The organism is Methanobrevibacter sp. UBA417, assembly GCF_002508845.1.
GTDB lineage: Archaea > Methanobacteriota > Methanobacteria > Methanobacteriales > Methanobacteriaceae > Methanobrevibacter_A > Methanobrevibacter_A acididurans.
This window is the reverse complement of the sequence record NZ_DAZC01000029.1, coordinates 57,605-75,102: the sequence shown is the minus strand read 5'-3', so window position 1 is coordinate 75,102 and position 17,498 is coordinate 57,605. Positions and strand designations below refer to the sequence as shown.

Here is a 17,498-nt window from a genome sequence, read left to right as displayed (position 1 = left end):
TTTTAATTATAATGATTTTGATGGGGTAACTAAAGATATTGATTTATTTAATAAATCTTATTTAAAAACATTTCCCATAATGGATATTTTAGGGTTTAAGAAAATATTAGATGAAGTTTATGTAACTGGTAAAACCAGAAATTTAAAAATTTTATATTATGTGGAAGATTCATTAATTGCATCATCTAGGCAAAAAATCTTTAAATATAATAATAAGATTTATTGTATTTTTAAGACTAAATCTAATTCAAAAACTAAATTTATGGATGAAAATGATGTGAGATTATTATATAATGCACCTGATCCTTTAATGATTATTCAGAATAAAAAAATTGTAGCTGCTAATAAAGCTAATGAGAAAATTACAGGTTATAAACCAGAAGAATTATTAGGTAATGATTATTTTTTCAATAATCCACGTTTTAAAAATAAATCTTCCCCTTATGAATTTGATGAAGTTTATTCTAAATTACTTAATAAGGAACTTTTTAATTATACTGATGTTTTAACCATTAAACATAAAGATGGTAGTACAGTTTATGCTAAAGCTACAATGCAACCTTCCAGTTTTAATGGTGGGCCTGCAGTACTTTTTTATGCATTTGATATTACTGAAGGTGTTAATCATCAGATTAAAGCTGAGAAATTATTGAGTACTTTAGATTTAGTTTCAAATATTAGTAAAATTGCGTATGTTTATTGGGATTATAAGAACGGTTATGAGTGGAGTGATGAATTCTTTAATATTATAGGGGAAAAGAAGGAAAATTTAGATTTAACTAATGATATTATTCGCTCTTTTATTGTTAAAGATGACAGGGAAAGAACTAGTAAAATAATTTTTGATTCTATTATAAATAGTAATAGTGTTCTTTTTAAGACTCAAATTCAAACATCCCATGGGGATATTAAAGATGTTGAAATTTATATTGATTGTCAATCAGATGATGAGGGGCAATTAATTAATAGTGTAGGGTATATTCAGGATATTAGTGAAAATATTAAGGAAACTCAACAGCTTACAAATTTATTACAGGAAAAAGAAGTTCTTTTAAAAGAAGTTCATCATCGTGTTAAAAATAATTTACAAATCATTTTAAGTTTATTAAATTTGAATATGCGTTATAAACCTGATTCTCCTCAAGAAACTTTAGAATCTACAAAGAATCGTATTAATACTATGGCTATTGTCCATAAAAAACTTTATCAATCTGAGGATTATGCTCATATTAATTTAAAAGATTATATTGAAGAGCAAGCAAGATTTTTACTTGCAAATAATGATAATCTTGATATTGATTTGGATTTAAATTTAGATAATATTAAGGTTAGTATGGATAATGCTATTCCTTTAAGTTTAATTATTTCTGAAATTTTAAATAATAGTTTAAATTATGCTTTTCCTAATAATCAATCTGGTATTATTAATATTAGTTTAAAAACTAATGGGGATATTATTAAATTAATTATTGGGGATAATGGTATTGGGTTACCTGAAGATGTTGATTTTGATGATCCTAAGGATTTTGGTTTTTTAATTATGAAAAGTTTAATTAAACAGATTGAAGGTTCTATATTTTTATTGCCTTCTGAGGGTACATCTTATTTGATTGAATTTAATATTTAATCCTTTTTTTTGGGATGTTTATTTTTTATTTTTGTTTTAATACTTATTTGGTTTTGTATAAATTTTTTAAATATTTTCCATGCTCTGATTTTTTTCATAAATTTCTATTTTTTAAGAAACTTGTATATTTTTATGAGTTGAGGTATATGTACTTGTATCGTTTTTGTATTTTCGTATTTTGGGGTTTCAACATTAAAATTTATATATAAAGAGAACGTATATTTTATATAATAATATACGAAAACCTACAAAAAGGGAAAAACATGATAAAAACACAAAACCTACCAGAATACCTCCAAGACTACATAGAAGAAAAAACCGAAATAAAAAACCTCACCACAGAAACAACAAAAAAACAAACCTTCAACATCAACCAATTCATAAAATACCTCCAACAAAACCAAATAACAGAACTAAACACAAAAAACGTCAAAAAACAAATCAAACACTACAGACGACACTGCCTAAAAACACGAAAAAACAAAAGAACAACCGTCAAAACCTACATGATGAACATACTAGAATTCATAAACTCCGAAGAAGTCCAAGAAGAAATACAACACGAACCCATAAAAATGAAAGACATAATAGAAGTTAAAACCGAAGATCCAGAAACAGCAAAAAAAAGAATCGAAAAAATAAGCCTCACACGAAAACAAACCAGACTATACCTCCGAACAATCGAAGAAACTGGAAACAAAAGAGATTACTCCATAGTAAAAACATTCTTAGACTCAGGAATACGATTAAAAGAACTAGTAAACCTAAACAAAACAGACATACAAGCCCCACTCAATAACAAAGGATTATACACACTACCAGAAGATCGAAACGAAATAATAGAAGTACACCTAAGAGCAGAAACAACAAAAGGAGAAAACAAAGACCGTACAACATTCATAACCTACGACACCTTAATAAACATAAACGAAATGATCTTTGAAAGAATAAGCAAACTTAGAAAAAACAAAAAAGGAAAAAAACACAAAATAATACAAAGAAACAAAGCAGAACAAGAAAAAACAAGAGAAGAACTATTCACAAATCACTCCAACAAAAGAATAGGGAAAAGAGCAGTACAAGAAATAGTCAAAAAATATGCACGACTAACAGATGAACAAATAGAAAAAAACAATATAGACTGCCCAATAAATTACTATAAAAATGTAAGCGTACACATCCTAAGACACACAGCACTAAGCCACTACGCAGAAATATTAACAGTAGCAGAAGTACAAACTATAGCAGGACACAGTAACAGTCAAACCACAGACAAATACATTCACACAGACCATGAACACATGAAACAAAAAATAAAACAAAACCACATCCAAAATTATTAAAAAAAATATTTAAACCCTAAAATTAATGAAAAAATTTAATTAAAATGTTTAAAATCTTGAATAGAAGCGGAAATCTTATAGTAAAAAATAAATAATAATAGAAACTTATACAATAAATGATTAAAAAAATTTTTACAATTTAATCAAAAAAATAATACATTGTTAAATGCTAAAAGGAGGGAAAAAAATTAATGAATACTAAAAATAAAACGTTAACAATACTTATTACATTAATCTTATTCAGCTTAATTTGTATAAGCACAGTATCAGCAGCAGACATAAATAATACTACAAATAATCAAACAAGTATAAATCTAAACTCTGAAACTCAAGCAATAAGTAATAATGATAATACAACATTATTATCAACAAATAGTGAAAATACAAGTACAATAAGTTCTAATAATAACTCAAATACAAATATTGGTTCCAGTATAAGTACATTCACTGATTTAAGTAATGCTATAAACCAAAATAGTATAGTCTACCTAACTAGCAATATTACAGTAAGTAATAATGAAATTAATTATTATACTAATGGTATAAGTGTTGGAAGAACTGTTACAATCGAAGGTAACGGATACACAATAAATGGTTTAGATTCCGTCAGAACTTTCAATGTTAACCATGCAACTTTAATTTTGAAAAATTTAATCATAAATGATTGTTATTCTTATAGTAATGGAGGAAGTATTTTTTTAAACAGTAATGCTAACTTAGAACTATATAATGTAACTTTCACAGATAATTCTGCAAAATGGGGAGGAGCAATATATGGAATCAGAAACAATAAGATTATAATAGAAAATTCTAATTTCAATGGTAATGTAGCAACTTATGGTGGAAGTATATACCTTAATGAAGGTTCAATGCAAATAGTAAGTACTATTTTTAATGATTCTGGATCTACCTTAATGGGAGGAGCTATAGGAATTGAAAACAGTAATCTTATTATAGATGACTCTAATTTCAATGCTTGTGTTTCCATAAACAGTACTGGTGGTGGAATTTATAGTATAAAAACAGGTATTAGTTTAAGCAATACTAATTTCACTGATTGTGTGGCTCAAATAGGTGGAGGTATAGCTCAATTAAACAATACTTTAAACATTGAAAACTGTAATTTCATAGGTAATTCTGCATACCATTATGGTGGTGCAATTTACAATATTTACTCTAATTTAAACATATACCAAACTAACTTCCAATCAAATGTTGCTATTTATGGTGGAGCACTCTATGTAATTAATGCCTCTAGTTTAAAATTAGAAAAAAACAAATTTGAAAATAGCACTGCAGTCTATGGTGGAGCAGTCTTTTCATTCTTAAATAATGATTATACTGATTTAAATAATGAATATACTGGAAATATAGCAGTTTATGGTGCTGATTTCTACAATTCTGACAGTCCTATAGTAAGCATTTCAAATAATGTAAGTCAAACAATTAGTGCAAATTACACATTATTCAATGGAACATTACCTGATTCTTATGATTTAAGAAATTATGACTTAGTTACTTCTGTTAAAAATCAATTAACTAGTGGTAGTTGTTGGGCTTTTGCAACTTACGCTGCATTAGAATCTTGTTTATTAAAAGCTACTAATTCAAGTTATGACTTATCTGAATCTAATATGAAAAATTTAATGGCACTTTACAGTATTTATGAATACAATAATAATGTTCCAAATAGTGGTGGAACTTTTGAAATGGCTTATGGATATCTAGCTAGTTGGTTAGGACCTATTAATGAATCAACAGAAACTTATAATGATTATACTACTGTTTCTAGTGTTCTAAATAATATCTTCAATATTCAAGATATTTTAACATTCACACGTACAAGTTACACTGATAATAATGCTATAAAATCTGCTATACTAAATTATGGGGCAGTTGCGGCTTCAATTTACATGGATGAATCAATTTTATACCATAATACTTACTATTATACTGGAAGCTCTTCAGCTAATCATGCAGTATGTATTTTAGGTTGGGATGATAATTATAGTAGATATAATTTTAGAAACACTCCTTCAGGTGATGGTGCATTTATAGTTAAAAATAGTTGGGGAACCAGTTGGGGTGATGGTGGATACTTCTATGTGTCTTATTATGATACTATGTTTGCTCAAGTAGGTAAAACTAATAGTTTCACTTTTGTATTGAATAATACTAATAAATATTATAAAAATTACCAATATGACTATGTAATGATGACAGATTGGTTAGTAACTGGAACTAATAATGTTTGGTATAGTGTAAATTATAATAGTACTGGAAATGATAATCTTAAAGCTTTCAGTACATATTTTAATGAAAATACAGATTATACAGCTTACATTTATGTAAATGATGAATTAGTATATACTCAAACAGGTTACAGCCTACAAGGATATCATACTATTGCTTTAAATACTGATATCTTTTTAAATGAAGGAGATAACTTTGCAATTGATTTAAATATTAGAACTAATAGTAGTTCAGCTAATATTCCAATCCAAGAAAATGAAACCACTATTACACCTATTATTTCTGGTGTAAGTTATTTCAGTTATGATGGTAAAACATGGTATGATCTTGCAGAATATATTGATGTAGTACCAGGACACTCATATAAAGCAGGCCAAGTAGCTTGTTTAAAAGCTTTCACATTACCCATTAATAATTATGCTATAAGTGTTCCAAGCATTACTGGTATTCCTAAAGCTAGTACTACTGTAGAAGTAAATGTGTCTGATATTTATGGTAATTTACCGAATACGGGAACTGTTACAATAACTGTTGATGGTAAAGATTATACTTCTAATGTGACTAATGGAATCGCAAATGTTAATATATTATTACCTGAAACTAATGGATTAAATAATATAACTGTTACTTACAGTACAGGTTCTGAATCTACAACAATTAATAGTACTATACTTGTTAATAATTCATGTACTTTAACATGTAATGATTTAGTTAAAGTTTATGGTGTTGCAGCTAATTTAACTGGAAAGTTAGTTGATGCTTTTAATAATCCAATCATTGGTCAGCATATTGCTATTAAACTTTCAAATAGTAATGGTCAAAGTAAAGTTTATTGGGCAAGTACTGATAATAAAGGGGAGTATCAATTAGAAATTAACTTATATCCTGGTGAATATACTGCTCAAGCATCTTTTGATGGAGCTAATATTTATCAAAGTGTAAGTACTGGTGTTAAGAATATTGTTGTTACTAAATCTGAAAACTCTACTGTTTTAGTTGCTAATAAGTTTGTTGAACCTTATGGTGCTAATATGAACTTTACTGGAGTTTTAACTAATTATGCTGGATCTCCTTTAATTGGTCAGCATATTGCTATTAAGCTTTCTAATAGTAATGGTCAAAGTAAAGTTTATTGGGCAAGTACTGATGTTAATGGTGAGTATCAGTTAGAAATTAATTTATATGCTGGAAATTATCGTGCAGAATGTAGTTATTCTGGTACTAGTCAATATGAACCTTCTAGTGCAAGTACTACTATAACTGTTACTAGTTAAGTGTATTTTTTAATCTTTTATTTTTTTTATTTTTAAATTTTTTTCTTAAATTAGTGTTTTTCATTAAGTTAATGTATATGTACTTACTTATTTTTAGTATTTTCTCCAATTTTATAGATTTTAACTCTAATTTATTGTTTGCTATTTTATAAACATTTTTACTAAAGTATTGTTTTAGTATCTAGGAACTACTTTAATACAAAATTTGAATTAAATATTACTTTTTTAATTAATACTAAATTGATTAAAAGTATTATAATTCTTAAAGTAATATTCTTAATTTTAAAAGTATTACTTTTATAAAATAATACTATTAACTTAAAAAATATTACTAATTTTAAAGTGAATTTTTAGTAATACAAAATATCTAAAAAGGATTACTCCTTAAAAATAATACTTTAAAACTTATTAGTATTAATTTTACTAGATTTCTTAAAAATTTAATGTATGTATTAAAAATTAATAAGATCCAAAAAATTAATACTTATTATACTAATAGTATTATTTTTTAATTTATACACCCTATTACTTCTCCACTAAATAAGTAATAATTTTAATATAAAAAGTATTACTACTATTATAATAATACTTTTAATAAAATAAATAATACTAATATTAGATAATACTTTTAATAAAATAAATATTACTACTATTAAGATAATACTTTTAATAAAATAAATAATATTATTAATATGGTATTAATAGTAACAAATAAAGTAATAATATAAAATAGTTTTAATAAGATGAAACTATTTACCAAAGATTTAATAATTAAATATCCAAAAAATATGAGGAGGATCCTATAAAAAAGTGAGAAAATACTAAAATAGTATAAGTACATATACATCAACTTATATAAATACATGATTTTAATCAAAAACTTAAAATATTCTAATACTACTTAAGAATAATTCAATTTATATTTCTTTTTTTATAAATTAATTTTATATCAACAGTTTAATTTATTAATTTAAGTTTAAATGTTTATATAATTATTTATTAATTTTTTGAACTGTTTATAGTAAAGTATTTAATCTATAAAACATAGATATAACTACACTAATTTCTTATTTATTTTTTTAAAGAATTAGTACCTAAAAATTTATATATTCTATAAAAATCAAATGGTGAAAAATAGATGAGCAATAAAATAACCAAAATAGGAATCATATTACTAAGCCTAATACTAATAACCAGTGTACTAACTAGTGTATATGCAGCAGATGTAACTGAAACGCAATTTGCAGATTTCACATTCAAACATTCAGATGACTTACAAAGAACAGATTCACAATCACAAGATACTCATGGAATGACTTTTAAAGATAAGAATAACACAATGTACACAATACGAGACGATTCTGGAGCAATACCATCAAGTTATCATTCAAGTTCAAAAGATATTAAAATAGGTAATTGGACAGTAAATGAAATAAAATTAGATGATACAGGATCAGACACAGTATCATACCAATACAATATAGAAGTAAAAAATAAAAATGTTGAAATATTTGTTATAGTACAAGACAATGTAAATGCTAATTGGGATGCAACCCAACCAGGAAACCCAGTAAATTATATAATAAATAGTATAACAGAAAAATAAATAATAAATTCTATGGGGTTTAAAATAAACCCTATAATTCCATTTTTTTAAATTATTTAAATATTAAATTACTCTTTTTAAAAATTTAAGTCTTATGCATTGAAAAATTTAAATTCCACAATCATTATTTATATATTATTTAAATTTATACTCTAGCTAGATTCTAATTTTATCACAAAGTAGTTAAATAAAATATCACAAAATGGTTAAGTATATTACCACAAAGTAGTAAAGTATAATATAATTAAGATAAAAAAATATTACTTAATAAGTTCTAATTAGTGATAAAAATGGAGAATAAATATTTAAAAAGGTTAATTGATGAAGAAATTGATAAATATTTAGAAATGATAGGTGCAATCCTTATAATTGGTCCTAAATGGTGTGGAAAAACTACAACTGCAGAGCAACATTCAAATAGTATACTTAAATTACAAGATCCCGATAAAACTAAAAACTATTTAAAAATGGCAGAAATTAAACCATCATTATTACTAGAAGGTGAAAAACCAAGATTGATTGATGAATGGCAAATGGCACCTGTTTTATGGGATGCAGTTAGAAATAGTGTAGATAATTTACATGAACAGGGATTATACATTTTAACAGGTTCTACAAGTGTTGATGAATCAGAAATTTATCACTCCGGTACTGGAAGGATTCATAGGCTTCTTATGAGGCCAATGACATTATTTGAAAGTAATGAATCTAATGGAAAAATCTCAATAATAGATTTATTTAAAGATCCTGATTTAAATATTGAAGGTATTAAATCAAATTTATCAATTGAAGATTTAATTTATGCTTCTTGCCGTGGGGGATGGCCAGAAAGTTTAAACTTAAAAACAAGAGAAGGTCAATTATTTGTTGTATCATCTTATCTTACCAATATTTGTGAAAGTGATGTTTCTAAAGTTAATGGTGTTAAAAGTGATCCTAATAAAGTTAGGATTATATTGGAATCATATGCACGTAACATTTCTACACTAGCTAAAAATTCAACAATATTAAAAGATATTAATGCTAATTATGAAGATATTAGTAAACCTACTTATTATTCTTATATTGATGCATTAAAAAGATTATATGTTATAAGAGATATTCCTGCGTGGTCACCTAATATTCGATCTTCTACTGCAATTAGAACTAGTCATAAAAAAGAATTCATTGATCCATCTATTGCTGTTGCTGCATTAGATTTAAGTCCTGAGAGTTTAATTCAAGATTTGAATACTTTTGGTTTTATTTTTGAAAACTTATGTATTAGAGATTTAAGTGTTTATACTCATAGTAATGGGGGTAGAGTTTCTTATTATCATGATAGGTATGGTTTAGAATCTGATTGTATTTTACATTTAAAAAATGGTGATTATGCTTTAATTGAATTTAAGTTAGGTAGTAATGAGATTGAAAAGGCTTCTAAAAATTTACTTAAATTAAAGAGTTTAATTAATGAGAGGAATATGCGTCAACCTAAATTTTTAGCTATTATTACTGGTGGTGAATTTGCATATACTCGTAGTGATGGTATTAAAATTTTACCTATTGGTTGTTTAAGATAAAAATTTTATTATTTTTTTATTTTTCTTTTTAATTTCCTCCTCTTGAAGTGAAAGGAAAATTGTAATCGAAAGTGTGTTTTTTAGATCTAGAAAAAAATGTTTTGGGAAATTCCTTTGAAAATCCTAATCTTCACAAATTAGTGAAATGGCACTAATTACCCTATATGTACTAAATTATTTTCCTTGTTTTAGGAGTATTTTTTTTACTCTAAAAATACTTGTCGTTATACATTGGTATAACGACATAAAAAGTATAGGAAAACAAAAATTCCCCCCATCCAAAAAAATTAAATAAAAAAAAATTTAAGATTGAATATTTTAAAAATGAAAAAATTAAAATTTACGAATATAACCTGAATTTAATCAATATAAATTTTAAACAATAATTGTAAAAAAAAATAGTTAAAAGTTAAAAGTTAAAAATTAAAATTCCCTTATCTATCATAACAAATATAAAAAATGTTTACCGGACTGTTACAATAAGGACATTTCTGTAATGGGAAATCCTTAGGAAGTGTTCCAGGCTCAATACCAAAAGCAGGAGCCCCAACATCAGAAAGATAAATATAACTACAATATCTACATTCACACATCATGATTATAGAATTGTATTTTTTTATATAAATATTTTTATATTTAATTCTCCATTCCTTTCCTATTAACTAATTTATTTAGTCTTTTGTTTCTTTAAAACTAGGATTTAGTGAAAAATTTATTTAAGTAAAAATATTGAAAAAAGAATTTAAAAAAGGAAAAATAGAAGAAGAAAAATTTTATAATTTATTAGAATAGTTTGTTTATTGGATGGTTTTCCACAGGTTCAGTTCCTAATTGTGCTCCTGCTTCTGCAAACATTGAATCAGCCATTGCTGCTGCAGGGAATAAATCTAGGGAATTTTCTATAGGTCCAAATAGGCAGAAATCTCCCCCTACGCAAATTTGTAAAAGGTCTGCTCCAATATCACATACATGGAAAGCTTCTTTTCTAACATTCTTTTTAAAGTCACGTAACCAGTCCCATGCAGATGGAATGTTATGGATTCCAGATCCTACTGGGTATCCCCATTTATCTTTTTCAGCAAATGTTGCTCTTGCTGCATCTCCACCACCTTGTGTTATAGGGGTTACTGCAGTGTCCATGAAAAACTTTTCTATTCCACATTCACTAGCTAGATCTAGTAATCCTCTTTCCATTGGTGAACCACCATTATCCCAAATATCAATTTTTCCCATTACTCCAGAGTCTATTGGGTTAAATCCTAAAATAATTGAAGCATTAATATCAGTTTCTTTTAGTATATCTAGTTCTTCTTGTTCTAATGACATATTTATGGAATTATAGATTGCACGGTCAACTAATCCTGCTTCTTGCACATATTGTGCTCCTGCAGATCTTGCTTCTCCACTTGTTGAATCTATTAAGAATGGTTTGTCTGATATGTCTCCGATGAATTCTAAATATTTTTCTATTGCTTCTGGTGTTGCACCGAAACATTGTATTATACATGGATTTCCTGTTGTATCTTCCATTTCTTCCATGTCTTTAATTAGTTTTTCTGCAGCATCCTTATCGAATTCTCCAGTTAATTCATCTTTTATGATTTTGTGTCCAGCATAGAAGATTGTACCTGCAAGTACTGTTGGATATTCTCCAGGTTGTCCACCACATTTGAGTCCAGCAACTTCTACAACTTTTTGCTCAGTATTATATTTAAACATTTTTATCAATAATCCTTTTTTTTAGTAGAAAACTATTAATTCATCATCTTTTTTGAATGTATTGTTTTCTTTATTATTTATAATGGGCTGTGTTATTGTACCGGTTTTTACTTCAGGAGCTTTACTATTTTTTTGATAGTTTTTACCAGAAGGGTCTCTAATGTTTTTTTCTTTTGAATAAATTTTCATTTTTTCACATATCCTATTATTCTTTTTTTTAGAGAATATATTATAATGGAAAAAAATTTATTAAATAAGCTAAGGAGGTTTAATTAGATTGTTGGATTTACTTTTATCCGAATATTTTTTTTGATTAAATATTTTAGGTATTTTATAAAAAAATAGGTTTTGTATAAATTTTTTTTTTGGGATTAGAAACTTATTTTTTTATAAAACATGCTTTTTATTTAATTTTTTTTCTTTATTTTTTATATTCTCTTATGCTCAAATAGTATCTAAAAAAATATTAAAGTTTAATTTAATTTTTATAAAATATACTTGAGTAAATAGTAGTTTATAATCCTTAATATATAAACTTTACCAGTAAAAAAAACATAAAAATTAAAAGAATTACCCAAAAGCTTAATAAAATGAAATAAAACTAGAAAAAATAAACATAAAAATTAAAAAGATAATACTATTTTTAAAATATTTACTCAAAATTATTAAATAATTAATTGAGAAAAATATATTATAATGAGAGAGAATAAATTTATCCCCCCCCTCAAAATATTTTATACTTTCTATTACTTTTAATAAATAATACAAAATTTAGAATTTAATTGTTTTAAAAAAAATTTGATTTATAAAATTTTTTAAAAAATTAATTTTCTTATGCAACACTATAAAAACGGATATCAGGATCAGCTACCCAAGTAGGTTTAAGACCTGGAGCTACTTTAGTTTTAAATAAATCAGATTCAAGATATGCTTGTGCATGTTCCATACTATCAAATCCATGTACAACTTCAATATCCTCATCGCGAATTAATAATTCTTTAGTTAAAGCACCTTCAATATCATCTAAAAATGGTTGACGATAAGTATTGTAAACTTTAGCTGCTGCCGGACGGTTTTCTTCATCTATTTTCATTATTATATTAAGATATGCTTTTACAGCCATATTAAATTCCTCCAAAAATATAAGATATATTTTAAATATTTTTCTTTTTAAATTTTTACAATAATTAAAAAACTAAATCATTTTCTTTTTAACTATTGTTATAATTCAATTTGTAAAAATACATATATAAAGATAAAGTGACTAAACAGATACTTAAAACAAATACTAAGTGAAATAAAGAAAATAACCAAGAAAAAATAATAAATAAAACAATTTAGGTGACAGAATAGACACCTAAAATAATTTAAACTATAAAAATTATAATGAATAATAATAAAAAAAATAATAGGGAAAATCATGACAAACATAGAAAAAACAATAAAGTACTGCCCAGTAGAAATGTCACTAGATTTAATAACAAAAAAATGGGTAATACAAATAGTAAAAGATATGATGTTTGGAAAAAAACATTTTAATGAATTTAAAGAAAATAAACCAAAATTAACAAATAAAGTCCAATCAAGATGCCTAAAACAAATGGAATGCAACAACTTAATCATAAAAAATATAGATCCAGAAAATCCTAAAAATATAGAATATGAATTAACAAAAAAAGGAAAATCATTAAATAAAATTATCTATGAACTAGCAATGTATACAGTAAATACAGATGAATATAATCAATATTACAGTGAAGAAACCAAAAAAAATATTAAAAAATTATTTAAAGAAAAATTAAACATAAAATAAAAACTTTAATCATCTAATTTAAAATAATTCCCATCATTATCTAAACCAATAGGATATTTACAACGATCCTTCCAAGTATCACTCATAAGAGAACTTACAGGTTCCATGTTAAAAGATTTCCTGAAATTCTCCCTAGCAGATTCAACAACATCCTCATTTATAGTTGTATCATCCTTAAAAATCTCCCATAAGTCTAATAAATGAAGTAAAGTAATTTGAGTTTTACCATTATACTCGTAAACATCTAAAACTTTAAATTTACTATCATTAGCTGCAGTATACAATCCCCAATCAGTATCATGTTCAAAACTAGATAAATCTTTCATCTGATTAGATAATATTAAGAACCTATGACTTGCAGTTATTTTCCCAATTTTAGAACTTGCATCAGTAAAACCTTTCTCTTGTAAAATTTCACCTTTAACATATTTATCCTCAATTTCAGGACTTAAATCCACATCCCTTACTAAATATTTAAGATTATTATATGTTGCTTCATAAATTTTATATTCAGGTGACTGTTCATCACTTAAATTAATACTATCCTTTTCATTATCATAAGGATTAAAAATATAAAAGTTACATTTTTCTATAAAATTAGTGTATTCCCAATCTATTAAATCTACGTGTTCATACAATTTCATAAGTTCATATCTAACTTCCATTAAAGCAAAACCAATTAAATTGTCACCAACAGACTCTTCACCATCAAAATAAACACCTAAAATAGGATCATCATATCCTGGAAAATATGCTAAAACTTTATTTTTGGTATTAAATAATTTATTTTTCAAGGATTCATTACTCATAGCACTATAGTATAATACATTTAAAAAAACAGTATACTGGATTTTTTCCCAAATTTCCTCTTCTTCTTGGGAAAATTCAATATTTAAATCTTTCAATTCATCATAAGAACTTCTAATATCCACATGATTATTAAAATATAAAATTTTAGAAGCTAATAAACCATGAGCTATTGAAGTAAATTTAAAAGAATTATAATGAAAACCATATTCTGTGCTATGTATTAAGTCCTTTTTAATGACAAATAAATCATCACTTAAACTTATTTTATCCCAAATATTAATATTATCATCTAAGTAGTAATCCTCTTCTAATCCTTTTAAAGTGTATAAAGGTTTTCCATATTTATTCCAACAATCCCCAAACAAGGGTAAACTTTTTAATTCTTGAATATTAGGTGAGAATTCTTCTATACGTGTAAATCTCCAATTAGGAGGTTTAGGGAAATATTTATCAAACTCTTCTTGATCTCTTAAGGCCATGAAAAAATTAGTCCTATAATTTTCCCCAGAACCCATCCTCCAACCTATAGTGAAACTTGAATATGTAGGATACATTAACCATGGTGGTGCAGGAAATTTACCTTTTTCATAACGGAAATATTTACTAATTAAATCAATTTGACCCCTTTTCAATTCATTATAAGGTTTTTCATCTAATTCCTTTATCTTACCTATTAAAAACTTCCGATTTTCCTCTTCATTATCAGTTAAATTAAGCTCTAAAACATTTTTAAACTCATTTAAACTATTTTGTAATGATTCATCCTCATCTTCAACCATGCAAAAATCCCCCCCTCTAAGATTACAAAGTTTTTTCTATTAAATCAAGAGTTTCTTTAACAGTAGTACTTACTTGGTATAAATTAAGATTATCTTGATTTATGGTTCCTTCACTCACCATAAAATCTAACATTTCAAATAAAGTATTGTAATAATTGTTTATATTATAAATTATGATAGGTTTATCATGTTTTTTTAATTTCTTTAAAGTTAAGATTTCAAAAAATTCATCTAATGTACCTAAACCACCAGGCACTATTATGAATGCATCAGAGTCTTCAAAGAATAATTTCTTCCGTTCCTGCATACTATTAGTTAATACTTTACAGGTGCAATTATTATTCATTCCCTCAAAATCTTCCATCCAATCTGGTGCAATACCTATAATTTCTTGATTATTATCTTTCACTCCATGAGATACAGCACCCATCATACCATCATCTCCAGCACCAAAAACTAAAGTATGTCCCCTTTTAGCTATTTCCTCACCTAAAAGATAACCTTTATCCTTATATTCCTTATTAATTTTATTAGTCCCTGATCCATAAAGGCATATGCGCAAAATTATCAAAACTCCCATAATTAAATCATTAGTAATTAGTTAATAGTTTTGTTTTTAATTATTTTAATAGTTTTATACTTAAGACTATAATTTACTTTTTGAAGTAGAAAGGGCTCTGTCAAAAACTTAGTTGATATTATTTTTTAAAAAATATTAGGAGTTATATTTTTTTCATATAATAATGTTTAAATTTTAATTTAAGTATCGTACAATTAATATATTAGCTTAATTTTACATGTTAAGGTGAATTATTATTAATTAGTACTACAAAAACTCATAGAATTAAAAAATCATTATTTCATTGATTTAAATTTTAACCAAAATTTTCGTACATAAAAACGAGAAAACAAATATCAACTAAGTTTTTGACAGTGCCGTAGAAAGATTTAAAAAAGTTTATATTACACTTAAAAGAATATACTTAATCATATACATAATTAATTCTTAAAGGGGGGATAAAGATAATAAAAATTGAAAAAAAGTATATTCTTGCAATATTAATTATAATGATTGTGGCGGTTAGTGCTTTATCTACTGTTAGTGCTTATTATTATAAAGGTACAGGATTTTCACATACAATACCTGAAAGTAAATATTCAAGTATGAGTGTTTCTGATATTCTAAGTCAATACTCAGATACTGATTGTAATAGTGAAGTAAGTGGTACTTGTACTAAAGTAGTTGACGGGGACACTATATATGTTTCTGGTGTTGGGAAAGTCCGATTTGTTGGAGTTAACACACCTGAACGTGGAGTTGAAGGATACAATACTTCCAAGAATTTTGTTAAAAAATTATGTCTAGATAAAACTGTTAGTTTAGATATTGATGATAGTAAAAATAAGGATAAGTATGGTCGTACTTTAGCAGTTGTTATAGTTGATGGTAAAAACTTAAATCAAATCTTACTTGATGAAGGTCTTGCAGAAATAATGTATATTCCACCAAGTGAATTTAATCCATACTCTTGGCAATCAGATTCCAGTAGTACTTATAATTTCATTGGAACATGTGATAGTACTTTAGGTGCAACTTATAGTTTTATGGATAATTTTTACTCATTTTTCGGTATAAACCGTAATGATAACAATAATAATGTGGAAAATACTGTGCAAAATAATGTTAATGATAATGTTAATAATTATGAAATATTAAGTGGTACTTTCAGTACTGCTAGTTCATTATCTGCTAAAACTTATTGTACTGTTAACATTGGAGCTGAGCATGCTGGTGAAAATTTACAAATAAGTGTATTATATAGTCGTGATGGAAGTAATCTTAATCATGGAATTATAGTGCCTAAAACTGTAAGTTCTCAAGGAAACTTAAAAGTAGCAAGTAAAGATGCATTTAAGTATTACCCTGATCATGCACTTATAACTGTTTATGATAAGAGTGGGAATACTTTAACTACTAAAGAAGTGAATTTGGATCCGAGTTCAGGCTCTCAAAGCTTCTAATAAATAATTTTCTTATTTTTTCTATTTTTTTTTAATTTCTTATTTAATTGTATAAATTGTTGTTTCTAATTAAATTCTATTAGTCTTTATAAGAACTATTTTTTTTTAATTAAAAAATATATGATTCTTCAAACCTTTTATTTTTAAAGAAAAAGGAATAATATTTTATTCTTTTTTCACATTTACTCTTTTTTTAAAATATTAAAATTTATATTAACAAATTTAAAATCTTATAAAATATACTAAAAAATAACTAGCTAGTAATATTAAAACAACACCTAATTAAAATACTTACTAATAGATAATTCTTTATTTTAAATTATTAATACTATAATTAAATAAGATTAATCTACTATTTAGGGTTTAACTTATAAGTCAATCTACATATAACTTAATTAAAATTGTTTATATCTTATATAAAATTTTTATAAAAAAAATTAATTTTTAGAATTTATTTAATTTAAAATTACAAAATTTTAAAAAGAAAAAAAATAAAAAAAGTTAGGGATATAATGTTCGTAGAGTACTTTGCACCATTATTAATTTTCCCGAACTAGAATCTTTATACACTTTACCCATTTCAGTATAACCTTTACCACTTGCATTACTGGTATCAGGTGTGTCGTTTAATTGTTGGCCTTGATCTACCTGAGCTACTTTCTGCATAGCATTCATAGCATCTTGTTTTTG

13 protein-coding genes and 1 pseudogene are annotated in these 17,498 nt (G+C 25.5%); 7 read left to right on the top strand and 7 right to left on the bottom strand.

The features are described 5' to 3' along the window. The 5 genes from BP769_RS06505 to BP769_RS06485 all read left to right on the top strand — a co-directional run. Positions 1–1,627, top strand: a 1,627-nt coding sequence (locus BP769_RS06505; RefSeq protein ID WP_413828506.1) for a histidine kinase dimerization/phosphoacceptor domain -containing protein, incomplete at its 5' end; no start/stop codon positions are given. A gap of 263 nt (positions 1,628–1,890) precedes the next feature. Next, the gene (locus tag BP769_RS06500) at positions 1,891–2,970 is read left to right on the top strand and encodes a tyrosine-type recombinase/integrase (RefSeq protein ID WP_409199018.1); all 1,080 of its coding nucleotides are present in this window, start codon (positions 1,891–1,893) and stop codon (positions 2,968–2,970) included. A 191-nt stretch (positions 2,971–3,161) separates the two neighbouring features. Beyond that, entirely contained in the window at positions 3,162–6,497 is a 3,336-nt protein-coding gene (locus BP769_RS06495; protein ID WP_413824432.1) for a C1 family peptidase, read from the top strand. Between the two features lie 1,138 nt (positions 6,498–7,635). Beyond that, positions 7,636–8,103: a hypothetical protein gene (locus BP769_RS06490; protein WP_409199016.1), complete on the top strand. Its 468-nt coding sequence runs from the start codon at positions 7,636–7,638 to the stop codon at positions 8,101–8,103. Positions 8,104–8,393: 290 nt separating this feature from the next. Further along, the gene (locus BP769_RS06485) at positions 8,394–9,665 is read left to right on the top strand and encodes an ATP-binding protein (protein ID WP_413826906.1); all 1,272 of its coding nucleotides are present in this window, start codon (positions 8,394–8,396) and stop codon (positions 9,663–9,665) included. 434 nt (positions 9,666–10,099) lie between these two features. On the opposite strand, the gene BP769_RS06480 is transcribed toward BP769_RS06485, so the two are convergent. The 4 genes from BP769_RS06480 to BP769_RS06465 all read right to left on the bottom strand — a co-directional run bounded on the left by BP769_RS06480 (position 10,100) and on the right by BP769_RS06465 (position 12,507). Next, on the bottom strand, positions 10,100–10,261 hold the full coding sequence (locus BP769_RS06480; protein ID WP_413824437.1) for a rubredoxin: 162 nt from the start codon (positions 10,259–10,261) through the stop codon (positions 10,100–10,102). A gap of 187 nt (positions 10,262–10,448) precedes the next feature. Continuing rightward, entirely contained in the window at positions 10,449–11,384 is a 936-nt protein-coding gene (gene mtrH / locus BP769_RS06475; RefSeq protein ID WP_413828799.1) for a tetrahydromethanopterin S-methyltransferase subunit H, read from the bottom strand. Between the two features lie 21 nt (positions 11,385–11,405). Next, entirely contained in the window at positions 11,406–11,573 is a 168-nt protein-coding gene (locus BP769_RS06470; protein WP_413828801.1) for a hypothetical protein, read from the bottom strand. Between the two features lie 643 nt (positions 11,574–12,216). Beyond that, positions 12,217–12,507 (bottom strand): hypothetical protein, encoded by a 291-nt coding sequence (locus BP769_RS06465; RefSeq protein WP_413824444.1) that lies wholly within the window; start codon positions 12,505–12,507, stop codon positions 12,217–12,219. 297 nt (positions 12,508–12,804) lie between these two features. On the opposite strand from BP769_RS06465, the gene BP769_RS06460 reads away from it, so the two are divergent. Beyond that, positions 12,805–13,197, top strand: coding sequence for a winged helix-turn-helix transcriptional regulator (locus BP769_RS06460; protein ID WP_413824447.1), 393 nt, complete (start codon positions 12,805–12,807; stop codon positions 13,195–13,197). A 5-nt stretch (positions 13,198–13,202) separates the two neighbouring features. Here the strand turns inward: BP769_RS06460 and BP769_RS06455 are convergent, their stop codons facing one another. Together BP769_RS06455 and BP769_RS06450 are read right to left on the bottom strand one after the other, a co-directional pair. Next, positions 13,203–14,786: an NADAR family protein gene (locus tag BP769_RS06455; RefSeq protein ID WP_413824450.1), complete on the bottom strand. Its 1,584-nt coding sequence runs from the start codon at positions 14,784–14,786 to the stop codon at positions 13,203–13,205. A 22-nt stretch (positions 14,787–14,808) separates the two neighbouring features. Continuing rightward, on the bottom strand, positions 14,809–15,348 hold the full coding sequence (locus tag BP769_RS06450) for a TIGR00730 family Rossman fold protein (RefSeq protein ID WP_413824453.1): 540 nt from the start codon (positions 15,346–15,348) through the stop codon (positions 14,809–14,811). Positions 15,349–15,950: 602 nt separating this feature from the next. Between BP769_RS06450 and BP769_RS06445 the strand changes: the two are divergent. Then, a pseudogene (locus BP769_RS06445) lies at positions 15,951–16,304 on the top strand (thermonuclease family protein); the annotation flags it as partial. 1,005 nt (positions 16,305–17,309) lie between these two features. Here BP769_RS06445 and BP769_RS06440 read toward each other — a convergent pair. Continuing rightward, the coding region (locus tag BP769_RS06440) for a DUF2149 domain-containing protein (protein ID WP_413862314.1) at positions 17,310–17,498 on the bottom strand (189 nt) is incomplete at its 5' end.